This window comes from Paraburkholderia sp., from assembly GCF_050742655.1.
Taxonomy (GTDB): Bacteria; Pseudomonadota; Gammaproteobacteria; order Burkholderiales; family Burkholderiaceae; genus Paraburkholderia.
On record NZ_JBOIGG010000003.1, the window covers coordinates 220,170 to 240,613 of the forward strand.

Sequence of the window (20,444 nt, forward strand, 5' to 3'; positions counted from 1 at the left end):
TTTTTTCTTTATGCCCGACACTGCCGCTTCCCTGCACTCCCTGCCTCCCGTCGCCCTCGTCAAGGCCGGCCAGCGTTTCGCATTCGACGGCACGCACGGCTCGTCCGACGCCCTGCTGATCGCGCGCTATCACCTCGCGTACCGGCAGGAAGTGCCGCTCCTCGCGGTGGTGTGCGCGAACGCGGTCGACGCGCAGCGGCTCACGCAGGAGATCGCCTTTTTCGCGCCGCAGGCACGCATCCGGCTGCTGCCCGACTGGGAAACGCTGCCTTACGATTCGTTCTCGCCGCACCAGGATCTCGTCTCCGAGCGGCTCGCCACGCTGCACGATCTCGGCGAGGGCCGTTGCGACATCCTGCTCGTGCCGGCCACCACCGCGCTGTACCGGATGCCGCCCGCGTCGTTTCTCGCGGCGTACACGTTCTCGTTCACGCAGGGCGAGCGGCTCGACGAAACGAAGCTGAAGGCGCAGCTCACGCTGGCCGGCTACGAACACGTAAGCCAGGTCGTGCGGCCCGGCGAATACTGCGTGCGCGGCTCGCTGATCGATCTGTTCCCGATGGGCTCGCCGCTGCCTTACCGGCTCGATCTGTTCGACGATCAGGTCGATTCGATCCGCGCGTTCGACCCCGATACGCAGCGCAGCCTCTACCCGGTGCGCGACGTGCGGTTGCTGCCCGGCCGCGAATTCCCGTTCGATGAAGCCGCGCGCACCGCGTTTCGCAGCCGCTGGCGCGAAGTCTTCGAAGGCGACCCGAGCCGCGCGTCGATCTACAAGGACATCGGCAACGGCGTGCCGTCGGCGGGCATCGAATACTATCTGCCGCTGTTTTTCCAAGAGACCGCGACGCTCTTCCACTATCTGCCCGAGCACGCGCAACTCGCATTCGTCGGCGATCTGGAGGCGGCGATCCGCCGCTTCACCGCCGACACGAAGCAGCGCTTCAACTTCCTGTCGCACGACCGCGAGCGGCCGATCCTCGAGCCCGCGCGCCTGTTCCTGTCGGACGAAGACTTCTTTGCGTTCTCGAAGCCGTTCGCGCGCCTCGCGCTGCCGGCGGCCGCGGGCGGCTGGGCCACATCGCTGCCGAACCTCGCGATCGATCGTCACGCGGACGACCCCGTCTCGGCGCTGCGCGCATACCTCGACACGACGCCGAACCGCGTGCTGTTCGCCGCCGAATCCGCGGGACGCCGCGAGACCATCGCGCAACTGCTCATCGACAACCATTTGCGGCCTGGCTCGAGCGACAGCTACGAAGACTGGCTGACGTCCGATGCGCGCTTCGCGCTCGGCGTCGCGCCGCTCGCGAACGGCTTCTCGGTACCGTCCGAAGGCTTCGCGGTCGTCACCGAAACCGAGTTGTACGGCCCGCTCGCGCGCCGCGCGGGACGCCGTCGCCAGGAGCAGGCAAGCAACGTCGATTCGATGGTGCGCGATCTGTCCGAGCTGAAGATCGGCGATCCGGTCGTCCACGCGCAGCACGGCATCGGCCGCTACATGGGGCTGGTATCGATGGATCTCGGCGAAGGCGAGACCGAGTTCCTGCACCTCGAATACGCGAGCGACGCCAAACTCTACGTGCCCGTCGCGCAGTTGCACGTGATCTCGCGCTACAGCGGCGCCGATCCCGACAGCGCGCCGCTGCATTCGCTCGGCTCGGGTCAATGGGAAAAGGCGAAGCGCAAGGCCGCGCAGCAGATCCGCGACACCGCGGCCGAACTACTGAACCTGTACGCGCGCCGCGCGCTGCGCGAGGGGCACGCATTCAGCCTCGAGCCGCGCGACTACGTGAAATTCGCCGAGAGCTTCGGCTTTGAGGAAACACCCGACCAGGCCGCGGCGATCGCCGCCGTAATCGGCGACATGACGAGCGGCAAACCGATGGACCGACTCGTGTGCGGCGACGTCGGTTTCGGCAAGACCGAAGTGGCGCTGCGCGCCGCGTTCATCGCGGTGATGGGCGGCAAGCAGGTCGCGCTGCTGTCGCCGACCACGCTGCTCGCCGAACAGCACACGCAGACCTTCACCGACCGCTTCTCCGACTGGCCCGTGCGCATCGCGGAGCTGTCGCGCTTCAAGTCCACGAAGGAAGTCAACGCGTCGATCCAGCAGATCAACGAAGGCAGCGTCGATATCGTGATCGGTACGCACAAGCTGCTGTCGTCGGATGTGCAGTTCAAGCGGCTCGGGCTAGTCATCATCGACGAGGAACACCGCTTCGGCGTGCGCCAGAAGGAAGCGCTGAAGGCGCTGCGCGCGGAAGTCGACGTGCTGACGCTCACGGCGACGCCGATTCCGCGCACGCTCGGCATGGCGCTCGAAGGGCTGCGCGATTTCTCGGTGATCGCCACCGCGCCGCAGAAGCGGCTCGCGATCAAGACGTTCGTGCGCCGCGAGGAAGACGGCGTGATCCGCGAAGCGATGCTGCGCGAACTGAAGCGCGGCGGCCAGGTGTACTTCCTGCACAACGAGGTCGAGACGATCGAGAACCGCCGCGCGATGCTCGAAGAGCTCGTGCCCGAAGCGCGCATCGCCGTCGCGCACGGCCAGATGCACGAGCGTGAACTCGAACGCGTGATGCGCGATTTCGTCGCGCAGCGCGCAAACGTGCTGCTGTGCACGACGATCATCGAAACCGGCATCGACGTGCCGACCGCCAACACGATCCTGATCCATCGTTCGGACAAGTTCGGTCTCGCGCAGCTGCACCAGTTGCGTGGCCGCGTCGGCCGGTCGCATCACCAGGCGTATTCGTATCTGCTCGTGCACGATCCGCAGGGGCTCACGAAGCAGGCACAGCGCCGGCTCGAAGCGATCCAGCAGATGGAGGAACTGGGCGCGGGTTTCTATCTCGCGATGCACGACCTCGAGATTCGCGGCACCGGCGAAGTGCTCGGCGACAAACAGTCGGGCGAGATCCACGAGATCGGCTTCCAGCTGTACACCGACATGCTCAACGACGCCGTGAAGGCACTGAAGGAAGGCCGCGAGCCCGACCTCACTGCGCCGCTTGCCGCGACGACCGAGATCAACCTGCACGCGCCCGCGATCCTGCCTGCGGATTATTGCGGCGACGTGCAGGAACGCCTGTCGCTGTACAAGCGGCTCGCGAACTGCGAGCACGACGATTCGATCGACGGCATCCAGGAAGAGCTGATCGACCGCTTCGGCAAACTGCCGCCGCAGGCGCATGCGCTCGTCGAAACGCACCGGCTGCGACTCGCCGCGAAGCCGCTCGGCATCTCGAAGATCGATGCGGGCGAGGCCGTGATCGGGCTGCAGTTCATCCCGAATCCGCCGATCGACGCGATGCGGATCATCGAGATGGTGCAGAAGCACAAACACATCAGGCTCGCGGGCCAGGACAAGCTGCGCATCGAAACGCGCAGCCCGGACCTGTCCGTGCGTGTCGCAACCGTCAAGGAAACGCTGCGCGCGCTCGGTGCGCCTGCTCGCGCGACCGCGCCGGCCCGCTCGCCGGGCAGATAACCGTGCGCGGAATGTAAGGCCAGAAGCCGTTTCAAACGAATGCTGCGGCGCGCCACCCAGGCGCGCCGCATGCGTGCTACATAGCTGGCTCCGTGCTTTTTGGGTATGATCGAAAGACCCTTCCGCCGGAGTTTCGTCATGTCCCAGGTCGCTGAATCGACACAGACCACCGCTTCTTCTGCCTCGTCTTCCGCCGCATCCTCCCCTGCTTCGCTCCCCTGGGTTACCCGCCTCGTGTCGATGGATACGGTCAGCCGCAATCCGAATCTTGGGCTGATCGAGACGGTGCGCGACGCGCTGCGCGAGCGCGGTATCGAAGCGACGCTGACGCACGACGCAAGCGGCAAATGGGCGAACCTGTTCGCGACGATCCCCGCGGACGACGGCGAGACCAACGGTGGCATCGTGCTGTCGGGTCACACGGACGTCGTGCCGGTCGACGGCCAGCAGTGGGACAGCGACCCGTTCAAACCGGAAGTACGCGGCGACAGGCTCTACGGCCGCGGTACCTGCGACATGAAGGGATTTATCGGCGCGGCGCTGACGCTCGTGCCCGAGATGCAGCAGACGAAGCTCGCGAAACCGATCCACTTCGCGCTGTCGTTCGACGAGGAAGTCGGCTGCGTCGGCGCACCTCTGCTGATCGCCGATCTGCTGAAACGCGGCATCAAGCCGGACGGCTGCATAGTGGGCGAGCCGACCAGCATGCGCCCGATCGTCGCGCACAAAGGCATCAACGCGTACCAGTGCTGCGTGCGCGGTCAAGCCTCTCATTCGTCGCTGACGCCGAAGGGTCTCAACGCGATCGAATACGCGGCGCGGCTTATCTGCTACATCCGCGACATGGCCGACCAGTTCCGCGCCGAAGGCCCGTTCGACGAGCTCTACGACGTCCCCTTCACCACGGCGCAGACAAGCACGATCAAAGGCGGCAACGCGATCAACACGGTACCGGCCGAATGCCACTTCGAGTTCGAATTCCGCAACCTGCCGACGCTCGACCCGGACCCGATCTTCGCGCGCATCGACCAGTACGCGCGCGACACGCTGCTGCCGAAAATGCTCGCCGAACATCCGTCGGCCGCGATCGAGTTCCGCAAGATCGCCGCAGCGCCCGGCCTCGATTCAACCGAACAGGCCGCGATCACGCAACTCGTGCGCGCGCTCACCGCGGACCAGGACAGGCGCAAGGTCGCTTACGGCACCGAAGCCGGCCTGTTCTCGCTCGCGGGCATTCCGAGCATTGTCTGCGGCCCCGGTGACATCCAGCAGGCGCACAGGGCGAACGAATTCGTCGCGCTCGACCAGCTCGTGGCCTGCGAGCGCTTCCTGCACAAGTTCGTGCACAGCATGTCCGTCGACGCGCACCCGCACTGACGACGCAGCCTGCCACGCGGCCGGGGCATACCGGCCGCCGTTCCCGCCGCGCGCTGACTTCAAGCTGACCTCAAGCGGATAGCGAGCGGAGCGAAAGACGATTCATCCCACACACGCCCTCGCACTCGAACCCACCATGTCCACCGCCACACCGCAACCCACCGACCACACCATCGACGGCGAACCAATCCCCACGCTCGACGACATCGCCACCCAGCATTTCGCGCTCACGCCATGGGTCGTGCGCACACCGGTATTCGACCGGCTCGATTTCCCGTCGCTGGAAGGCACGGTGGTGAACTTCAAGTTTGAGTTGCTGCAGTCGGCGGGCAGCTTCAAGGCGCGCGGCGCGTTCACGAACCTGCTCGCGCTCGACGAATCGCAGCGCTACGCGGGCGTGACCTGCGTGTCGGGCGGCAATCACGCGGTCGCGGTCTCGTATGCGGCGATGCGCCTTGGCATCAGCGCGAAGGTCGTGCTGTTCCGCTCGGCGAACCCCGCACGCGTCGCGCTGTGCAAGGCGTACAAGGCCGACATCGTAATCGCCGACAACCCAGCCGAAGCGTTCGAGATCGTGCGTCGCATCGAGGCCGAGGAAGGCCGTTACTTCGTGCACCCGTTCAACGGCTATCGCACGGTGCTCGGCACCGCGACGCTCGGCTACGAATGGGCCACGCAAACGCCCGACCTCGACGCGGTGATCGTGCCGATCGGTGGCGGCGGTCTCGCGGCCGGTGTCTCGACCGCGCTGCGTCTCGCGAATCCGCGCGTGCACGTGTACGGCGTCGAGCCCGAGGGCTCGGATGCGATGAGCCGCAGCTTCGCGGCCAATCACACGATCAAGATGGGTCAGATGCACGGCATCGCCGATTCGCTGATGGCACCGCACACGGAGCAATACAGCTACGAGCTGTGTCGTCGACATATCGACCGGATCGTCACCGTCAGCGACGACGCGCTGTGCTCGGCGATGCTCACGCTGTTCGCACAACTGAAGCTCGCGGTCGAACCCGCGTGCGCCGCGGCCACCGCCGCGCTGCTCGGACCGCTGCGCGAGACGCTGCAGGGCAAGCGGGTCGGCGTGTTGCTATGCGGGACGAATACCGATCCACAGACCTTCGCGGCTCACATCGAACGCGCTCGCACGGCGCATTGAGTGCTCACTGAGCGGGCTGCACAGCGTGCACGGTGTGTGCCCGGGCGCACATGGGGACGGCGGGGCTGAAGCAAAACACTACCCGTCGCGTGGAGGGTTGGCTATCATGACGCCATCCACTTCAGGGAGGAACCCCATATGAGCATGATCAAGGAATTCAAGGAATTTGCCCTCAAGGGCAACGTGATGGACCTCGCGGTCGGTGTGATCATCGGCGGCGCGTTCTCCACCATTGTTACTTCGCTGGTGAAAGACCTGATCATGCCGATCATCGGGGTCGTCACTGGTGGCCTCGATTTCTCGAACAAGTTCATCCTGCTCGGCCGCATCCCCGACAACTTCAAGGGCAGCCCGGAATCGTTCAAGGACCTGCAGACTGCGGGCGTCGCCGTGTTCGGCTACGGCTCGTTCATCACGGTGTTGATCAACTTCATCATCCTCGCGTTCATCATCTTTCTGATGGTCAAGTTCATCAACAACCTGCGCAAGCCCAAGGCGGACGAACCGCCGCCGGCACCGCCCGAAGACGTCGTGCTGCTGCGTGAAATCCGCGATGCGCTGAAGGCACCGCGCTAACGCACACCGCTGCTTCCTGCATCTCAAAAAAGCCTGCTGCGTTCAACGCGAGCAGGCTTTTTTCATTCCACGCTGTCCCCACTCTCCAGCGCCTTCGCGTTCGCCGCGCCTTCGATCAGCTGTTCGAGCTGGGTGAAGTTGACCGGCTTCGTCAAATGCGAACTGAAACCGGCCGCGAGACAGCGGCGCACGTCCTCGTCGGTGCCGAAGCCGGTCAACGCGATCGCGGGCACGTTCGAATGCTCGCGATACGCCTTGATGAAATCGAGCCCCGTCCCGTCGGGTAGCCCGACGTCGCTGACGACGAGATCGAAGGTCCTGGTCTGCGTCGCGGCGAGCGCGTCCGCAACGCAGCCCGTGACCGTCACGTCGTGACCGAGCCCGCGGATCAGCTGCGCCATCACCTCGGCGGTATCGACGTGGTCTTCTATCAACAGGATGGTCAGCAGGCCCGCCGGATGTGGCGCGCTCGGTGGCGCGACCACTGGCTCCTCGATCGGCGCAGCCGCGGTCGGCATCGTGATCGAGAAGGTCGCGCCGCAATGCGGGCCCGGGCTACGAGCCGTGACGGATCCGCCGTGCGCGTCGGTCAGCGCCTTCGTGATCGCGAGCCCGAGACCCAGGCCACCGAACTGCCGCGTCATCTGCTGGCTGCCCTGCTCGAACGCATTGAAGAGCTTGCCGATCTGCTCCGGCTCGATGCCGATGCCGGTGTCCTCGATCGAGATATGGATCTGCATCCGCTCGTCGACGGTACGCACGTAGATGTGGCCGCCGTCCGGTGTGAATTTCGCCGCATTGCGGATCAGGTTCCACAGCATCTGCTGCAGCCGCGCGCGGTCGGCGAGCACGTAGTGATTCGCCGCGTGCTTCTCGATGTGCACGTCCTGCTGCTTCACCTGGATCTCGCTGCGGAACAGTTCGAGCACGCTGTCGATCACCTCGTGCACGTCGACCGTTTCCAGCGACAGCCGCAGCTTGCCGTTCGCCACCCGCGTGAGGTCGAGCAAATCGTCGATCAGCCGCGCTTCGAGTTCGATGTTGCGGCGGATCATCCGCACGCTCGACCGCGCGCTGTCGGGCAGCTCGGAAATCAGCTCGAGCACGCGCGTGCCCGCGAGCACCGGCGTGAGTGGCGTGCGCAGTTCGTGCGACAGCATCGCGAGGAAGCGGTCCTTCGCACGGTTCGCGTCTTCGGCGTTTTGCCGCGCGGCCTGTTCGGACTCGAGCAGCCGTTCGCGTTCTTCGGTCGCTTCGCGTTGCTGATGAATGTCCGTGCAACTGCCGAACCACTTCGTCACGGTACCGTTTGCATCGCGCATCGCGACGATGCGCGCATCGAACCATCGGTAAGGTCCGTCGTGGCGGCGAATCCGCAGTTCGTGCTGGTAGTCGGTCGTCCCGCTACGCACGGTTTTCAGCCACGTGCGGCGAATTTCGTCGCGATCTTCCGGATGCACAGCGTCTAGCCACGCGAGGCCGTGCGACATGCTTTCGCTCAGACCCGTGTACTCGCGCCACTGCTTCGACACGAAATCGCAGCTGCCTTCGGCGTCGCAGGTCAGCACCAGGTGAGGCAACGCTTCGGACAGCGTCCGGTAGTGCGCCTCGCGGTCGCGCAGCATCTGCGCGTCCGCCGATGCCTTCTGCAAACGCACTTGCAACAGCACGCGCTCGACCGCTTCAGGCAGGTAGTCGAGATAGTCGCCGGACTTCGGCACGACGTCCGACACACCCGCGCGCAACGCTTCGATCACGCGCGATTCGTCGGTGAAACCGGTGACGAGGATCGCCGGAATCCGCACGCCCTCGCCCCGCAGACGACGGAAGAAATCGAGGCCCGATTCGGGACCGTCGAGCTGGTAGTCGAGCACGAGCAGATCCGGCGCACCGTCGACGATGCGCGCACGTGCGTCGCCGACCGAACGGCTCGCGGCCACACGACAGCCGGCGCGCTCGAGCGATTTGCGCGCGAGCCGCAGGATGCCCTCGTCGTCGTCGACGACCAGCACGTAGGCAGCGGGATGCGTGAAGACTTCTTCGGTCATGCGGGCTCTTCCCGGAGTCGGCCGGTGTCGATTGGAATGGCGGCGCGGCGGGCCTCGCGCCGCGCATCGGGCAGACCGCCACGCCCCCGTTCAACCCGTAGCGTAGCGGAATGCGCCTGGCCTGCGCTTACGGTTTCGAAAGCGGATGACCGGGCGGCAGCTTCACCACCTGGAGGAAAAAGCCGAGCCGGCGCACGGCTTCGATGAACGCGTCATACTCGACGGGCTTCGTGATGTAGACGTTGCATCCCAGTTCGTAGCAGCGTGCAATCTCGCGCGGATCGTCGGTCGTGGTCAGCACGATGACCGGCACCGCGGCGGTCGACGGCGACGTTTTCAGCCGGCGCAGCACCTCGAAGCCATCGACGCGTGGCATCTTCAGATCGAGCAGCACGACGAAATTGGTCAGTTCGGCCGGCGGCGGGCGCGTGTCCGTGTCGCCGTTGGCGGCACCACCGAAAAAATAATCGAGTGCTTCCTGGCCGTCTGAAAAACGCATGAATCCGTTCGATATGCCCGCGCGCCGCAGGTTGCGCTCGACCAGGGTCGCGTGTCCGTCGTCGTCCTCAATCAGGATGATGCCCACTGTTTCCCCGTGTGTCGTTGTCATGTTGTTGCCTCCGTGGCTTTGATCCGTCCGCGCCGCGATAGTAATCGACCAGGTCATGAGAACCGCACTGGTTGTTCGGGCAGCACGACGAAAAACGTCGAGCCCGCCCCTTCCGCCGATTCCACCCAGACCCGCCCGCCGTGCCGTTCGACGATCCGCCGCACCAGCGCGAGGCCGATGCCGTCGCCCTTCGCGATATCGCCGTGCAGCCGCTGGAACGCGCGGAACGTCTTCGACAGATAGGCGGCTGGAATGCCGAGCCCATTATCGCGTACGTAATAGGTGCGCATGCGCGTCACGGCCGGGATGAGCGAGCCTGGTGAGCCGTGCAGGCCCGGCGACGGCGAACCCACAGGCTGTGCGTCGACCGTTTCCGGCTCGAGCGCGCCGACCTCGATCCTACCCGGCCGGCCGGGATCGAGAAAATTCACCGCATTGTCGATCAGCTGGCTGAACACCTGCTCGATCGCCGACGGGTCGCCCCACGCGGGCGGCAGATCGCGCACCGTGACGAGGGCTGAGCGCTCGTGGATCGCGGTCTGCAGCGCATCGACGACCCGCGCGACCGCGCGACCGACGCTCACACGCTGCCACTGATATTCGAGCCGCCCCGCCCGCGAGATGCGCAGCAGCGCATCGATGATCGACGCCGCCCGCGTGACCGCCGTGCGCAAGAACTGCAGCGATTCGCGGATATCGCCGTCGAGCACCCGCGCGAGACGCTTGTGCTCGGGCTCCGGCAGATGCGCCGCTTCGACCACCGTGTTCAGCTCGTCGCACGAGACCTGCAGTTCCTTCGAAAACCCTTGCAGGTTCACGAGCGGCGAGCGCAGATCGTGCGACACGCTATAGATGAACATCTCGTTATCCTGGGTTTCCTGGCGCAGTTCCTCGTTGACGCCGGCCAGCTCGGCGGCCCGCGCTTCGAGCCGGGCCTTGAGCACCGTCTGGTCACGCTCGGCGACCCGCAGCCGCGCGCTGGTCCGGTGCAGCACCGTGTCGAGCGCGGCGATTTCGTCGTTGCCGGACAGCGGCGCGGTCATCGGCTGGCCGCTGCCGAGCCGCTCCGCGTTGTCGGTCAGCACGTCGAGCCGGCGCCCGATATTGCGCGCGAACGCGGCCGCGGTCGCCGCCCAGATCAGCATCGAGCCGACCACTGCGGCGATCAGTGCGTATTGCTGGCGCTCGCGCGTATGCGCCAGCGACGCGCTGCGCTCGGCATCGAGCCGCGATTCCTCGACGATTAGCGCGTTCAGTTCGTCGCTGAACGCCGCGATCTGCGTCGGCATGTCGCGACCCTCGTCGATGGCGAACGGGCCGATGCTGCGGCCTTCGCGCAGCGCCTGGGCGATTTCGGTCGCCTGCTTGCGGTAAGCCTCGATCTCCGCGCGCATCCGCTGCACGCGGGCGACCTGTTGCGGCGTGTCCGCGACCAGTTGCTCCAGATGCGTGAGCCGGTCCGACAGATCGACCCACACCGCATGGCGGTCGATGAACGACGCATCGCCGACGACGATCCCCGTGCGCACGCGCGCCGCCTGGCGCAACAGCGGATCGATCACCGACGATGCCTGATAGAGAATCTGCTTGCTGTTCGTCGACCACTGCGCGGCCTGCGTCGTGCGCTCCTGCGCGTCGAACACGACGCCGAGCAGTGCCAGCTCGACGGCGCTCGGCACCGCGATCAGCAGCAGACCTTTAGTGAAAAGTTTCATGTTCGCCAGGCAGATTTTTGAGCCGCGGCGACGCGCCGAAGGCAAGTCTCAATGCGGGTTGCGTGACGGATTCGTGCGGCTGAATCATCGGATCGAGAGCCATTATCGACGTGATTTTGGGATATTTCAACGTAGACCGGACAAGCGACGACGAACATAAAACAGCGCTTTTTTTACGGTGACGGAAGGCAAGGCGCGATGTGTGAGTCTATTATGAAGACAATGGACTGGGAGCGCGAAGGTACGGTAGGGCCGCTTCGGCATGCTTCGTGCGACCCGCGATTCACGTTGGGTCGCAGCGAAACGTCGAATGACCGTGAATCCGGCATTTTCATATGCTATAAAAGATCGACGTGCGGCGCGCGAAGCCGGGAGTGGTCGCATGAGAACGCTGCGGTTTTTGCAATTCTTTTTCAGGCGAATTTTTATGTCCTTCCCGAAGAAGCGTAGGCGCGCGAAGGCGGACGGAGACGAGTCGTTTCTTGCCGTGCTCAGACATTTCAAGCCGTTCGGCCAGCTCGATGCGAAGATCGCACGGGCCCGCGCGCAGGACGAGCCGGTGCTGTATGCGCACGTGCTGCCGGGGCTCGACGTGCTCCTGTGCAGCGTGCGCGGCGCGCAGCCGCCGTATCCGGCCGGCGCCGAACTGCGGCGGCGCTGTATCGAATCGATTGCGAATGCCCTGGAACAGCCGCTCGACGGGCTCGAGAACGGAGGTTACTGGTACGAAGCCGACGGTTTCGGTTTCCTCGTGTTCGCGAGCCGCGCCCGCGGCCGCATCCTGCCGGAGTTCGGCGCGACCCGCGCGGCCGGCATCGGTGCACGGCGCGGCGTGCGCCGCGATGCCGCTGGCGACGCGACACCGCGCTCGCTGCGCTGACCTGCAGGCAGGTGTAGGTAGGCGCCGGGCGCCTGCGTCTTTGCTGTTCGTTCGAGGGTTGTCGTTGCCCTAGTCGTCAATTCCCGTCGATCCCCCTCGATTCCCTTTCCGCACCGTTATCGAACCGCCCGCCCTGAGGCGGCCGTTCGACAACCTCTCGCGAACGCACGGCCACCCTGGCGTCGGCGCATTGCGTGCCGTTCAACTACCCTTGTATTGAGATGCCTCGGCCGGGGAAAGCGTCCGCGGCACGGCCGGCTTCGCGGATTTTCCCGCAGCGGCGGCCGGCGCCGATGACGGCACCGCGCCCGGCGCCCCCTTCAGCGGCGGCTGCGCCTTTTCCTTCTGACCTGGCGGCGGCGCAGTCGGCCGCGTATTCACCTGGGCCAGCAGCTCATTGCACGGCAGCGGCTGGTTATTGCTCGGCGCGATCAGCGGAATCAGCGCGGCGAACGGATTGAGCAGGCCAAGGCCGAGCATCGCGCCGCCGCGCAGCGCGAGCGCCGCCACATCGACACCGACGTGCGGGTTCGCGAACGTGCCCTTCACGTACAGCGGCGAGCGCAGCGTGAACACGCGGAAACCCTTCGTATGCGGATGCACGGCAAGATCGAGCGACTCGTCGCGCAGATCGACGTGGCCGTCGATATTGATCACCGCGTCGTCGGTATCGAGCGCGAATACGCGCGAATCGAGCACGCCGTTCGTCGCGACGAAGTCCGCGGCCGCGCAGTTGATCCGCACGTCGCGGTTGCCAAACAGCTTCTCGTACACGACGTTCGCGACGTTCAGACCCGCCGCTTCCATCAGCAGACGGCTCACCGTGCCCTGGGTGACGAGCGCCTTTACCTCGCCGTTCGACGTTGCCGCGAGTGCCGCCGGCGAGTTACCGGTCGCGGACAGCGCGGCGTCGCCGTTGATTTCGCCGAGCGCGCTCTGCATCGTCTTGAAGCCGGGGAACAGCTGTTTCAGCTTCAGATGCCGTGCCGAAGCGGACACCCGTCCCTTCAGCGGCGTGCTGCTGCCGTCGAGGTGAATATCCGTCGAGAGCGTGCCACCCGCGACGCCGAAACGCAGCGGCGTCAGCGACAGCATGCCGTTGGTCATCACCACGTGCGTGTAGAGGTCGGTGATCGGCAGGTTGTCGTTTTTCAGGATGCGCTTGCCGGTGAACTCGACGTCCGCGTCGATCGCCTTCCAGCGGTCGGTACGGAATTCCTCGGCCGGCAGCACCTTGCCGGTCGGCTGTTTCACCGTGTCGCCGCGCTTCGCCTTGCTGGCGTTGCTGTCCGCGCCGATGATCGGCGCGAGATCGGCGAACCGCAGCAGATTCGACACGAGCTTGCCCTGCAGCAGCGGCCGCGGCTCGCTCTGCGTATAGGTAAGCGTGCCGTTCAGGTCGCTGCCGCCGACCCGGCCTGTAAAATTTTCATAGCGAAACGTGCTGCCGCCGCGTTTGAAATTGCCGATCAGATGGCCGTCGGTTGCGTACGGCGGCGTGTCGGGCAGCGTCACGCCGGTCAGCGCATACAGATGCGCCATGCTCGTCCCCTGCAGCCACAGGCGCAGGTCGACCGCGGCGAGATGCGCGGGATCGGTCAGCGTGCCGACCAGCGCGACGCGCAGGTCGCCGGCCTTCACGTCGGCCTGCACCGGGAACGGCCGGTCCGCGTCCTGCAGCGCGAGCACGCCGCCCACCTTGCCAGTGCCGGACAGCGGCGTGCGGTTGTAGGTGCCCTTGATGGTCCAGCCGAGCGCATACGCCTGCACGTCGGGCTTCGTCGTGGCGGTAGCGGGGACGCCCGAGGCGCCGGATGCGGCTGAAGCGACGGACACACCGCTTGCTCCCGAAGCACCCGCAACAGTCCCGGCGCTGGCAGCCTCCACAGCCGAAGCGGCCGAAGCGGCCGCAGCAGCCGACGCCGCAGAAGCCTCCGACGCCGCCACCGCCTGCGACTGCGCCGCGAGCCGACGCGCGCCCTGCTTGCCGACCACCTGCGCGGACGCGTTGTGCGACGCCGTCTCCTGCTCCTTCATCACTTCGCCGAGCGGAATCGGCTGGCCGAGCGTGTCGATGCTCACCTGCACGTCGGTCTTCGACTTCTGGTCGGACAGCGCGACATAGCCCTTCGCGAACACGATGTCGTGCAGATCGAGCTTCCATTCGGACGGCCCCGACGACGACGCAAGCTTGAACGTCCAGTTATTGCGGTCATCGACCAGCCGTTCGAGGTCGACCGATGGATTGACGAGATTGATCGCCGGAATCACGATGTCGTGCGCGAGCAGCGGCAGCACCTCGACCTCGAAATCGATTTCGTCGAGCGTCGCGAAGTGCTTCTGCTTCGTCCAGTCGGGATTGGCGACCGTGATACTGGCCGCCGAGAACCGCGGCCAGGGCACCCAGCCGCGCCAGCCGGTCTCGCCGACCGGATGCTGCCAGCCGACCTTCAGATCGCCTTCGATCGCGAACGGCCGGCCGATCGCCTGACTCACCTTGTCGTTGACCCACGGCCGTGCGCGGTTCCAGTCGAACGTCAGAATGAACACCGCAAGCGCGGCGACGATGACGACGATAATCGCGACCAGCCATGCGATGATCTTGCCCATCGTTTTTCCGAGGTTGCGCGACGACGCCATGAACACTCCCTTGTTTTTTTCGTTATTCATACGACAGCACGACACGTGCCCAGTTCGCGCAAAGTTGCGCGGCGCACCGCAAAAGTCGCGCCAGACCCAATGACACCAGCGAACTCCACGACTCCCCAGATCGCCGCCGAGGATATCGCACGGCGCGACCCGCAGCGCGTCCAGTGGCTATTGCAGCCGACGCGCATCGAGGTGCACGGCGGCGAACGGCTATCGATCACCGGACCGTCCGGCTCGGGCAAGAGCGTGTTCCTGCGCGCGCTTGCGCTGCTCGATCCGCTCGACGGCGGTCGGATTCTATGGCGCGGCAACGCGATCGCGCGCGCCGCGATTCCGCGCTACCGGCGCAGCATCGCGTACATCCGGCAGCGTCCGGCGCTCCTCGACGGCACCGTCGAGGACAACCTGCGCTATCCATACACGCTGCGCGCGTATCGCGACGTGCGCTTCAACCGCGACCGTGCCGCGTCGCTCGCCACCCAGGCGGGCCGCTCCAGTGACTTCCTCGACAAGCGCGCAAGCGAGCTGTCCGGCGGCGAGGCGCAGATCGCCGCGCTGATCCGCGTGCTGCAACTCGACCCCGACGTGCTGCTGCTCGACGAACCGACCGCGTCGCTCGATCCCGAATCGTCGCATGAGATCGAAGTGCTCATCGATGCGTGGTTTGCCGCGGACACTGCGAGGCACGCGTCGCTATGGGTCTCGCACGACCCGGCGCAGGCGATGCGGATGGCCTCGCGCCATCTGACGATGCGCGCCGGCGTGCTCAACGAAGCCGCTCCCCTCCCTGCTGTTCGTTCCACCGGCGAGGAACCCATTCAATGACGCTACAGAATCTGAGTCTGTGGGACATCGGTCTTGCCGCGCTGCTGATCGTCGTGAACGGCGCGCTGTCCGTAGTACTGAAGCTCGACCTCGAACGCAAGCTCGCGTGGGCCGCGGCGCGCACCGTCGTGCAGCTGCTCGCAATCGGCTACGTGCTCGGCTGGGTGTTCCGCTACGACCGCTGGTTCGTCGTGCTGCCGCTGATGGCGCTGATGACGCTGATCGCCGGCATCGCTGGGGCGCAGCGCGGTTCGCGGACCTACGCGGGTCAGCGCGTGGACAGCATCGTGTCGATCTGGATCAGTTCGTGGCTCGTCGCCGCGGTGGGTCTGTTCGCTGTGATCCGCATCCACCCGTGGTATGAGCCGCAGTATGCGATTCCGATTCTCGGGATGATCCTCGGCAACACGCTGACCGGCGTGTCGCTCGGCATCGAACGGATGCTCGGCGAACTGACCGCGCGGCGCGATCGCGTCGACATGGCGCTCGCGCTCGGCGCGACGCGCTGGGAGGCGGCACAAGGACCGGCGCGCGAGGCGGTACGCGCGGGGATGATTCCGACGCTGAACCAGATGGCGGTGGTCGGTATCGTGAGCCTGCCCGGCATGATGACGGGCCAGGTGCTGGCCGGCCAGTCACCGCTGCAGGCAGTCCGCTATCAGATCGTCATCATGTTCCTGATCGCCGCGTCGTCGGCGCTCGGCACCGTCGGTGCAGTGCTGATGACGTACCGGCGCGTGTTCTCCGCGGAGCATCGGTTTCTCGCGTCGCGGCTCATCGAACGGGCGGCGCCGGCGCGGCGGTAAAGGTGTGGGCTTGCCGTTACCGCACCGTCATGAAACCGCGCTCGACTACCGCCGCGCGGATATCGCGATCTGCGTGCTGTCCGCGAGCGTCAGCGTCTTCGTGCTGCCGTTGGTCGGCATCGTGAAGCGCGTGATCTGGCTCGTGGTCACGGCGTTCGGACACTTCAGCGTCTTGCCCGACTTCGTCACCGCCCGGGTGCCGTGCGGCGTCTGCGCCTGGAAACTCAGCTGGACGGTCGCCGTGCCATCGCTGGCGACGACCGGTGCGAGACGCACCTGGATCTGGCGGATCATCGCGCCGTTCGCGTCGAGCGCTAACGACGAATAATCGGGACACTGTTCCGGCGCGGCGACGGGACCGCCGGGCGGTACCATCTTCCACGTGTAGTCGTCGGACTCGCCGGAGCGGATCGTGCGGGTGTCCTGCGCATTGCCGAACTGCTTCGACGTGACCTTGACGGTGTAGCGGATCGGCCCGTCGGTGGCGGCCTGGGAAGTGATCTTGATGGGTGGAGCGGCAAGCGCCGCCGAAGGCGCGAGCGCGACGAGCGTAACCAGTGGACAGGCGGCAAGCGAAAACGCAAACGAAGCGGCGATGCGAACGGCGGGCGCGGCGAAAAGTCTGGAGCTGGGGCTCATACTGTCACCTCGTTGTTGTGCCGCCGCGCGGTCCGTGGGTTCACAACGCCGCGCGGCTGTCTCGACCATGATGCCCTGCCAGTCTACCTCCAGGCGATGCGTTGCGCGCCTCGCGCGGATCAGGTGTTACCCCGCTTGCGGCCGTGCGTTTTCCAAGCTTCGCGCTTTCCTTCCCGCGAATGTTGCCGTTCCGCGAAGCGACGAACCTAACGGTTAGAAACCGCTCAACACCAGCTTGCCGATCGCGCGCCCTTCCTCGAGCAGACGATGCGCCCGCCGCACGTTATCCGCGTTGATCGCGCCGAGGTTTTCGCCGACCGTCGTGCGCAGCGTGCCCGCATCGACGAGCCGTGCAACTTCGGTCAGCAGCTTGTGCTGTTCGATCATGTCGGGCGTGCCGAACATCGAACGCGTGAACATGAACTCCCAGTGAAACGCCGCGCTCTTCGCCTTCAGCAGCTCCACCGCGATCGGCTTCGCGTTTTCGACGATCGTGCAGATGCCGCCCTGCGGTTTGACGACGGCAGCCGCCGCCGGAAAGTGCGCGTCGGTGTCGTTGAACATCAGCACGTAGTCGACCTGCTCGATGCCGAGCTGCTTCAACTGCGCGGGCATGTCGCCGAAGTGATCGACGATGTGATCCGCGCCGAGTTCGGTCGCCCATTTCGCCGACTCGGGCCGCGATGCGGTCGCGATCACCTTCAGCTTGCCGAGCTGCTTCGCGAGCTGGATGCCGATCGATCCGACGCCGCCCGCCCCGCCGATGATCAGCACCGAGCACCCTGCGTCGTCGCCCTGCGGCGACACGCCGAGCCGGTCGAACAGCGCTTCCCATGCAGTGATCGCGGTCAGTGGCAACGCGGCCGCGTGCGCGAAATCGAGCGACGCCGGCTTGCGCCCGACGATCCGTTCGTCGACGAGGTGATATTCGCTGTTCGCGCCCGGCCGCGTGATGCTGCCCGCGTAGAACACCGGATCGCCGACCTTGAACAGCGTGACGTCGGGACCCACGGCGGCGACCGTGCCGGCTGCGTCCCAGCCGAGCACACGCGGCACGGACTCGACGGTGTCCTTCGGCGAACGGACCTTGTAGTCGACCGGGTTCACGGAAATCGCCTCGACCTGCACGAGCAGATCTCGACCGCTCGCCTGCGGTTGCGGCAACTCGACATCGAGCAGCGCTTCGGGATGATCGATGGGCAGATAACGATAGAGACCGACGGCTTTCATGATGACTCCTGGTTCGTGATGCGAATAACGGAAACGGATAGGTAGACCTTTGGCTGGCAACAAGTGCGGACACATGCGCCGACCCGATAACTCTTATCGTAGGCCGTCCGTTATTCTTTTAAAACCGTCATAATGACTGAAACATCTTTTTGATTTTCAGAAGAATGACGACTTCTTCCAGTTCTCCGCTTGCCGCTTCGGCCGGCCGCGTCGAGCGCGACCGCCTCGATCTGCTGGACGTTGCGCTGTTCGTGCGCGCAGCGCTGCTCGCGAACGTGTCGGCGGCCGGGCGCGAGTTCGGGCTGTCTGCCGCGGTCGCGAGCGCGCGGATCGCGCAGCTCGAGCGGCTGCTCGGCGCGCGGCTGCTGCACCGGACCACTCGCCGGATCAGTCTCACGCAGGACGGCGAAGTCTTCATGACGCAGGCGCAGACGCTGCTCGACACGGCCGACGCCGCGCGCGCGTCGGTCGGGCGCGGACGGGCCGAGCCACAGGGACGGTTGCGCGTCGCGATGTCGTCGTCGTTCGGACGGCAACACATCTCGCCGGTGATCCCCGAATTCCTGCGGCACCATCCCGGTGTCAGCGTCGATCTGCGCATCACGGATCAACTGGTCGACCTCGTCGATGCGGGCATCGACGTCGCGATCCGGCTCGGCGCGATGAAGGATTCGTCGCTGGTCGCGCGGCGGCTCGCGACGAATCGCCGCGTGATCTGCTGCTCGCCCGCCTACCTCGCCGAACATGGCACGCCGCGCCATCCGTCGGATCTCGCCGGGCACGAATGCATCGTGCTGTCGAACCAGCGCGACTGGTCGTTCGTTACGCCGGCGGGCACGGTCGGCGTGCGTGTGAGCGGCCGGCTCGACGTCGATAACGGCGAAGTGATCCGCGACGCGCTGCTGGCCGGCTTCGGCATCGCGCTCAAATCGACGTGGGACGTCGCGCCGTATTTGCGCAGCGGCGAACTCGTCACGGTACTCGACAGCTATCCGCTCGCGGACACCGTCGCGATCTGGGCGGTCTATCCGAGCCGTGCGTTCGTGCCGCCGAAGACGGTCGCGTTCGTCGATTTCATCGCCGCGCATTTCGGCGATCCGCCGTATTGGGATCGGGAGCCGGTGGGCTGACAGATACTTCGATGGACTGCAGTCGGGTTCATCGACCGCAACGCGCGGTACACCGGGTACGGGTCCGCGTGGAACGACGGGCTCAGATGACGCAGATCGAAATCGCGGGCGAGCGTGCGGTCGTCGCTGTCGTTGTCGTTGTGAGCCTGTGCCGTTCCGGCGGCGGGTTGCGCGGTCATACGTGTCTCCGTCGTTCCAGTAAGCGCTGCGGTTCCGATGCCGCTCGATGCGCCAGTATGAACCGCCCGCGCGGACCACACACAGGGGTAGACCCGGCTTCGGTCTGCCGCGCCGCGCCCGGTACAATAGCCGGATTTTCCGCGCATCCCGCGTCGGGTACCGGCTCTTAGGGCTGGTCGTTCCGGTCTCTTTCTCCTGTTCATGAACCTCGTCATCCAGAGTTCCGCCCCCCTCGCCGACGAACACCGCAGACCGCTCATCGGACTCTCGCGCGGCACCCGCGCCACGACGCTCGATGCGTACGCCGTGCGCATCGAAGGCGCGGACCCGGCGCAGCGCAGCGACCTCGACGTGTACTGCAGCACGCACGATCTGGACTACGCGTTCGTCGAGCCGGGTCGGCAGTTGCGCGACTTCGGCCTCGTCGCGATGGACATGGACTCGACGCTGATCACGATCGAATGCATCGACGAGGTCGCCGATTTCTGCGGGCTGAAAGCGGAAGTCGCGGCGATCACCGAGGCGTCGATGCGCGGCGAGATCAAGGATTTCAACGAGAGTCTGGCGCGCCGCGTAGCGCTGCTTGCGGGGCTCGATGCTTCAGCGCTCGAACGCGTCTACGACGAACGGCTGCAATTGTCGCCGGGCGCCGAAAAAATGCTCGCGGGCGTGCGGGCCGCCGGTTTAAAGACACTGCTCGTATCGGGTGGCTTCACGTTTTTCACCGAGAAACTGCGTGCGCGCCTGAACCTCGACTTCGCCCTCGCGAACACGCTCGAGATCATCGACGGCAAGCTGACTGGCCGCGTGACCGGCGAGATCGTCAATGCGGAAGTGAAGGCGCGTACGCTGCGCGAGACCTGCGCACAACTCGGCATCGAGCCGTCGCGTGCGATCGCGATGGGCGACGGGTCGAACGATCTGAAGATGATGGCCGCGGCGGGTTTGTCAGTTGCGTTCCGCGCGAAGCCGGTGGTGCGCGAGGCGGCGAGCGTCGCGTTCAATCACGTGGGGCTGGATGGATTGCTGCGGTTGTTCTAACGCTAAGGCTAGCCCTCCTTGCAACCTGCGGCGGGCGGCAACGCGAGCGCCATGTTCACGCTCGCGCGCCGCTGTCGTCAAACTGCGCC

The 20,444-nt window shown here is 65.7% G+C and carries 15 protein-coding genes; 9 read left to right on the forward strand and 6 right to left on the reverse strand.

What is annotated here, in order from left to right; translation table 11 throughout:
* Positions 1-10: 10 nt before the first annotated feature.
* The 4 genes from mfd (at position 11) to mscL (ending at position 6,602) form a co-directional block, all read left to right on the forward strand.
* Positions 11-3,493 (forward strand): transcription-repair coupling factor, encoded by a 3,483-nt coding sequence (gene mfd, locus ACREXZ_RS06150; protein ID WP_431763153.1) that lies wholly within the window; start codon positions 11-13, stop codon positions 3,491-3,493.
* A gap of 138 nt (positions 3,494-3,631) precedes the next feature.
* Positions 3,632-4,870 (forward strand): acetylornithine deacetylase, encoded by a 1,239-nt coding sequence (gene argE / locus ACREXZ_RS06155; protein ID WP_431763154.1) that lies wholly within the window; start codon positions 3,632-3,634, stop codon positions 4,868-4,870.
* Between the two features lie 136 nt (positions 4,871-5,006).
* A complete protein-coding gene (locus tag ACREXZ_RS06160; RefSeq protein WP_431763155.1) occupies positions 5,007-6,026 on the forward strand; it encodes a threonine/serine dehydratase in 1,020 nt (339 codons plus the stop codon).
* 138 nt (positions 6,027-6,164) lie between these two features.
* Positions 6,165-6,602: a large conductance mechanosensitive channel protein MscL gene (gene mscL / locus ACREXZ_RS06165; RefSeq protein WP_431763156.1), complete on the forward strand. Its 438-nt coding sequence runs from the start codon at positions 6,165-6,167 to the stop codon at positions 6,600-6,602.
* Positions 6,603-6,664: 62 nt separating this feature from the next.
* Here mscL and ACREXZ_RS06170 read toward each other — a convergent pair whose 3' ends face one another.
* From ACREXZ_RS06170 to ACREXZ_RS06180, 3 genes are all read right to left on the reverse strand, one after another.
* Complete coding sequence (locus tag ACREXZ_RS06170; RefSeq protein WP_431763157.1) at positions 6,665-8,650, reverse strand: response regulator; 1,986 nt, start codon at positions 8,648-8,650, stop codon at positions 6,665-6,667.
* A 127-nt stretch (positions 8,651-8,777) separates the two neighbouring features.
* Positions 8,778-9,260 (reverse strand): response regulator, encoded by a 483-nt coding sequence (locus ACREXZ_RS06175; protein WP_431763158.1) that lies wholly within the window; start codon positions 9,258-9,260, stop codon positions 8,778-8,780.
* A gap of 53 nt (positions 9,261-9,313) precedes the next feature.
* Positions 9,314-10,975 carry a sensor histidine kinase gene (locus tag ACREXZ_RS06180; protein ID WP_431763159.1) on the reverse strand — a complete coding sequence of 554 codons (1,662 nt, stop codon included), beginning with the start codon at positions 10,973-10,975 and terminating at the stop codon, positions 9,314-9,316.
* 382 nt (positions 10,976-11,357) lie between these two features.
* Between ACREXZ_RS06180 and ACREXZ_RS06185 the strand changes: the two genes are divergently transcribed.
* Entirely contained in the window at positions 11,358-11,855 is a 498-nt protein-coding gene (locus tag ACREXZ_RS06185) for a hypothetical protein (protein ID WP_431763160.1), read from the forward strand.
* Positions 11,856-12,056: 201 nt separating this feature from the next.
* Here the strand turns inward: ACREXZ_RS06185 and ACREXZ_RS06190 are convergent, their stop codons facing one another.
* Entirely contained in the window at positions 12,057-14,495 is a 2,439-nt protein-coding gene (locus ACREXZ_RS06190; RefSeq protein ID WP_431763356.1) for an AsmA family protein, read from the reverse strand.
* Positions 14,496-14,594: 99 nt separating this feature from the next.
* Here ACREXZ_RS06190 and ACREXZ_RS06195 point away from each other — a divergent pair, with 99 nt between their 5' ends.
* Entirely contained in the window at positions 14,595-15,329 is a 735-nt protein-coding gene (locus ACREXZ_RS06195) for an ABC transporter ATP-binding protein (RefSeq protein ID WP_431763161.1), read from the forward strand.
* Positions 15,326-16,135, forward strand: a complete 810-nt coding sequence (locus ACREXZ_RS06200) for an ABC transporter permease (protein WP_431763162.1) — start codon at positions 15,326-15,328, stop codon at positions 16,133-16,135. Before ACREXZ_RS06195 ends, ACREXZ_RS06200 begins: the two co-directional genes overlap by 4 nt.
* Before the next feature lie 45 nt (positions 16,136-16,180).
* On the opposite strand, the gene ACREXZ_RS06205 is transcribed toward ACREXZ_RS06200, so the two are convergent.
* Both ACREXZ_RS06205 and ACREXZ_RS06210 read right to left on the reverse strand, forming a co-directional pair.
* Positions 16,181-16,774 carry a DUF6013 family protein gene (locus tag ACREXZ_RS06205; protein ID WP_431763163.1) on the reverse strand — a complete coding sequence of 198 codons (594 nt, stop codon included), beginning with the start codon at positions 16,772-16,774 and terminating at the stop codon, positions 16,181-16,183.
* A gap of 213 nt (positions 16,775-16,987) precedes the next feature.
* Entirely contained in the window at positions 16,988-18,004 is a 1,017-nt protein-coding gene (locus ACREXZ_RS06210) for a zinc-binding alcohol dehydrogenase family protein (RefSeq protein ID WP_431763164.1), read from the reverse strand.
* Between the two features lie 164 nt (positions 18,005-18,168).
* Between ACREXZ_RS06210 and ACREXZ_RS06215 the strand changes: the two genes are divergently transcribed.
* Both ACREXZ_RS06215 and serB read left to right on the forward strand, forming a co-directional pair.
* A complete protein-coding gene (locus tag ACREXZ_RS06215) occupies positions 18,169-19,134 on the forward strand; it encodes a LysR substrate-binding domain-containing protein (protein WP_431763165.1) in 966 nt (321 codons plus the stop codon).
* A gap of 381 nt (positions 19,135-19,515) precedes the next feature.
* Positions 19,516-20,355: a phosphoserine phosphatase SerB gene (gene serB, locus ACREXZ_RS06220; protein ID WP_431763166.1), complete on the forward strand. Its 840-nt coding sequence runs from the start codon at positions 19,516-19,518 to the stop codon at positions 20,353-20,355.
* The last annotated feature ends 89 nt before the right edge of the window (positions 20,356-20,444 follow it).

Coding starts and splice junctions, on each gene's coding strand:
- ACREXZ_RS06180 (WP_431763159.1), bottom strand. CDS start 10,975: ATGAAACTTTTCACTAAAGGTCTGCTGCTGATCGCGGTGCCGAGCGCC.
- ACREXZ_RS06205 (WP_431763163.1), bottom strand. CDS start 16,774: ATGAGCCCCAGCTCCAGACTTTTCGCCGCGCCCGCCGTTCGCATCGCC.
- ACREXZ_RS06200 (WP_431763162.1), top strand. CDS start 15,326: ATGACGCTACAGAATCTGAGTCTGTGGGACATCGGTCTTGCCGCGCTG.
- ACREXZ_RS06170 (WP_431763157.1), bottom strand. CDS start 8,650: ATGACCGAAGAAGTCTTCACGCATCCCGCTGCCTACGTGCTGGTCGTC.
- ACREXZ_RS06190 (WP_431763356.1), bottom strand. CDS start 14,495: ATGGCGTCGTCGCGCAACCTCGGAAAAACGATGGGCAAGATCATCGCA.
- mfd (WP_431763153.1), top strand. CDS start 11: ATGCCCGACACTGCCGCTTCCCTGCACTCCCTGCCTCCCGTCGCCCTC.
- ACREXZ_RS06175 (WP_431763158.1), bottom strand. CDS start 9,260: ATGACAACGACACACGGGGAAACAGTGGGCATCATCCTGATTGAGGAC.
- ACREXZ_RS06195 (WP_431763161.1), top strand. CDS start 14,595: ATGACACCAGCGAACTCCACGACTCCCCAGATCGCCGCCGAGGATATC.
- ACREXZ_RS06185 (WP_431763160.1), top strand. CDS start 11,358: ATGAGAACGCTGCGGTTTTTGCAATTCTTTTTCAGGCGAATTTTTATG.
- ACREXZ_RS06210 (WP_431763164.1), bottom strand. CDS start 18,004: ATGAAAGCCGTCGGTCTCTATCGTTATCTGCCCATCGATCATCCCGAA.
- ACREXZ_RS06160 (WP_431763155.1), top strand. CDS start 5,007: ATGTCCACCGCCACACCGCAACCCACCGACCACACCATCGACGGCGAA.
- argE (WP_431763154.1), top strand. CDS start 3,632: ATGTCCCAGGTCGCTGAATCGACACAGACCACCGCTTCTTCTGCCTCG.
- ACREXZ_RS06215 (WP_431763165.1), top strand. CDS start 18,169: ATGACGACTTCTTCCAGTTCTCCGCTTGCCGCTTCGGCCGGCCGCGTC.
- mscL (WP_431763156.1), top strand. CDS start 6,165: ATGAGCATGATCAAGGAATTCAAGGAATTTGCCCTCAAGGGCAACGTG.
- serB (WP_431763166.1), top strand. CDS start 19,516: ATGAACCTCGTCATCCAGAGTTCCGCCCCCCTCGCCGACGAACACCGC.